Genomic DNA, 2199 nt, shown 5'->3' with positions numbered 1-2199 from the left:
CCGTTTCCATGCCTGCGCCAGGTTGTCGCTGGCCAGCACGTCTTCAAGCAGTTCTGTGGTTCTCACTGTCACTTCGTCTTGTTTCAAGGCTCGGTGCGTGTTGGCCGCCACCCGTATCTGGCCCGCTCGGGTTTGGTCGATTTGGGCAAGGCTTTCACGTCTGCTCCTTGTGTCTCATTGTTTGGCCCTTCAGCGCCCCGACGCCTGGGCACCTACTACGGCCGCTGCTGACTTCTGCACCGTCACGCCCCGCATTGCTGCGGGTCGCGCTGTACGCCTGGACGACGTTGCTGCCAGTTTCTTCGACACGCAGCGGGCAGCTCGCCACGGCGCTCGGGTCTTGTTATCCCGGTGGAACCTATCCGGGTCATGTCGTCATCCAGTTGCACCGCATGCGGTGCAGATCTCCCCAGGTAAGAGCGCAAACTGTCTGTGCACAAGCGCCGCATTTACCGTAGGCGTCGAACCGGTGGGCTTTGCCGTCATGTGCCAGCTTGCCTCGACCCCCTCGGCCTTGTATGCGGTTTCTGTTCGTCGCCTCGCACTTTTGCTCTCGGGCTTCCTCCAGACAGGACCTCGCGGGCCTGCCCTTGCCTTCGGCCAGTGGTTAACATGGCTCTCTATGAGTCCCATTCGGTTCTCCCACAGGGGAATTTCACCCCATAAGTTCGCGCCCATGCTGGGCGCACACCCCTCGCTCAAGCGGGGCGCTAACGGCGCGCCGCCTGACCCCCGCTTAGCTCGAACGGTTCGGCCCCACAACAAGCACCGGTTGACAGCTATGCGCCCAAGGCGTACAGTCCGGCATGCTTACCGTTGTCGAGAGCCCCATCTTCCAACGCCTTTGGCCTCGCTACTGGGACGAAGACGAACGCGCTGAGTTCGCGTCGTTCATCGCATTGAATCCAGACGCAGGCGCCGTCATCCGTGGCTCAGGAGGAGTACGCAAAGTACGCTGGGCCCGCGAAGGAACCGGAAAGTCCGCAGGCGTTCGGATTGTCTATCTGACACGAAATGAACTTGGTGAGGTGTACCTACTCACCCTGTATGCCAAGTCTGAGTCCTCAAGCATCTCTGCCGCCACACTGAAGGAGATTCGCCGTGCCCTCGAAGCCTAAGAAACTTAACACTACAGACCTTGATGCCTTTGAAGCCGCCCGAGACATCGGCGCTGAGATCCTCCAGTCAATCAAGGACATGAAGGCCGGCAAGGGCAAAGTTGTCGTTCCCGCGGCCATTGAGGCACGCGAAGCCACTGGCCTTTCGCAGTCCCAGTTTGCAGACCTTCTAGGTGTCTCAGTCCGCACACTTCAGGGGTGGGAGCAAGGTCGCAAGCAACCCAGTGGCGCCGCAAGAACACTGCTGGCTATTGCACGCACAAACCCCAAGGCCGTTCTGGCGGTCTCCTCGCAGCTGTAACGCGAACTCGGTGAGGCCGAATCGGGTAGCCGGGAGTTTCTAACTCCCAGCCCCCACACCACCCACCGTGCGGGTCCGCAGTGGGCGGAACAACCAAGTTGGCACGCTCGACGAAGCTTTCCCTTTGTTTGCCGTATAGCCCTGGGGAAATCGGGGTCGGATTCTAATTAAGACTACAAAGGGTGATGCTGCACCGCGTGTTGAATGACCATGCCGCTGTGAGTGCCGACATGGATTTGCGGCTGTCCAACGCATTGGGCACCAGCCCCGGCTACGGGTTGGCCTTGCAAACGCAGCATGACCTGTGGCGTGCGCGCGAACTTGCCAAAAATCGCCCACCCACCATGCGTGTGGTCACGCGGGAAACAGCGCCAGCCTGAACCGGCGCGCTGGGTGAACGAAGATTTCTAGGTGGTGTAGACGGCTGTCAGTTTCCGCGTAAATCTGGTGTCGGCATCAAGCCGGACGTAGTCACCCGCGACAGTCGGCGGACTGCTTTGAACTACCTTTGAATCGAATGGGGGATGCCCGTTGTGCAGGGCACAGACGTGTCCTGGGCGTGCCTGCTTTGGCCGTGGGACAAGCGGGGGTGAGTCAGCGCAGGGGCATGGCGCAGAGCTGGCCATTTGCGTTACATATCGCCTACCTGTGCAAGAAGCAGGCGCGACAGTGACAGTCACTTTCCGGTAAACCCACTGTCGCGCCCCGAGACCCACCGCGATGGAGGGCGCCGTTGCCGCTGTCAGTATTTCACGAAGCGGGCGTGGCTGTCCAGCAGCG

Annotated in this window: 3 protein-coding genes and 1 pseudogene; all 4 read left to right on the top strand. The window is 60.5% G+C overall.

What is annotated here, in order from left to right:
- Positions 1 to 231: hypothetical protein (locus Q7J58_RS16780; RefSeq protein WP_304830509.1), on the top strand; the 231-nt coding region annotated here is incomplete at its 5' end.
- 575 nt (positions 232 to 806) lie between these two features.
- Positions 807 to 1118 (top strand): type II toxin-antitoxin system RelE/ParE family toxin, encoded by a 312-nt coding sequence (locus Q7J58_RS16775; RefSeq protein WP_304830507.1) that lies wholly within the window; start codon positions 807 to 809, stop codon positions 1116 to 1118.
- Positions 1102 to 1419 (top strand): helix-turn-helix domain-containing protein, encoded by a 318-nt coding sequence (locus Q7J58_RS16770; protein ID WP_304830505.1) that lies wholly within the window; start codon positions 1102 to 1104, stop codon positions 1417 to 1419. The genes Q7J58_RS16775 and Q7J58_RS16770 overlap by 17 nt, the downstream gene beginning before the upstream one ends.
- Before the next feature lie 179 nt (positions 1420 to 1598).
- Positions 1599 to 1799: pseudogene (locus Q7J58_RS16765) on the top strand (HigA family addiction module antitoxin); the annotation flags it as partial.
- Between the last annotated feature and the right edge of the window lie 400 nt (positions 1800 to 2199).

Source organism: Hydrogenophaga sp. (genome assembly GCF_030656115.1).
GTDB lineage: Bacteria > Pseudomonadota > Gammaproteobacteria > Burkholderiales > Burkholderiaceae_C > Hydrogenophaga.
This window is presented reverse-complemented; position numbering and strand designations above follow the sequence as displayed.

Bases quoted from the DNA above. Each gene is read 5' to 3' on its own strand.
- Q7J58_RS16775 (WP_304830507.1), top strand. From the start codon at position 807: ATGCTTACCGTTGTCGAGAGCCCCATCTTCCAACGCCTTTGGCCTCGC.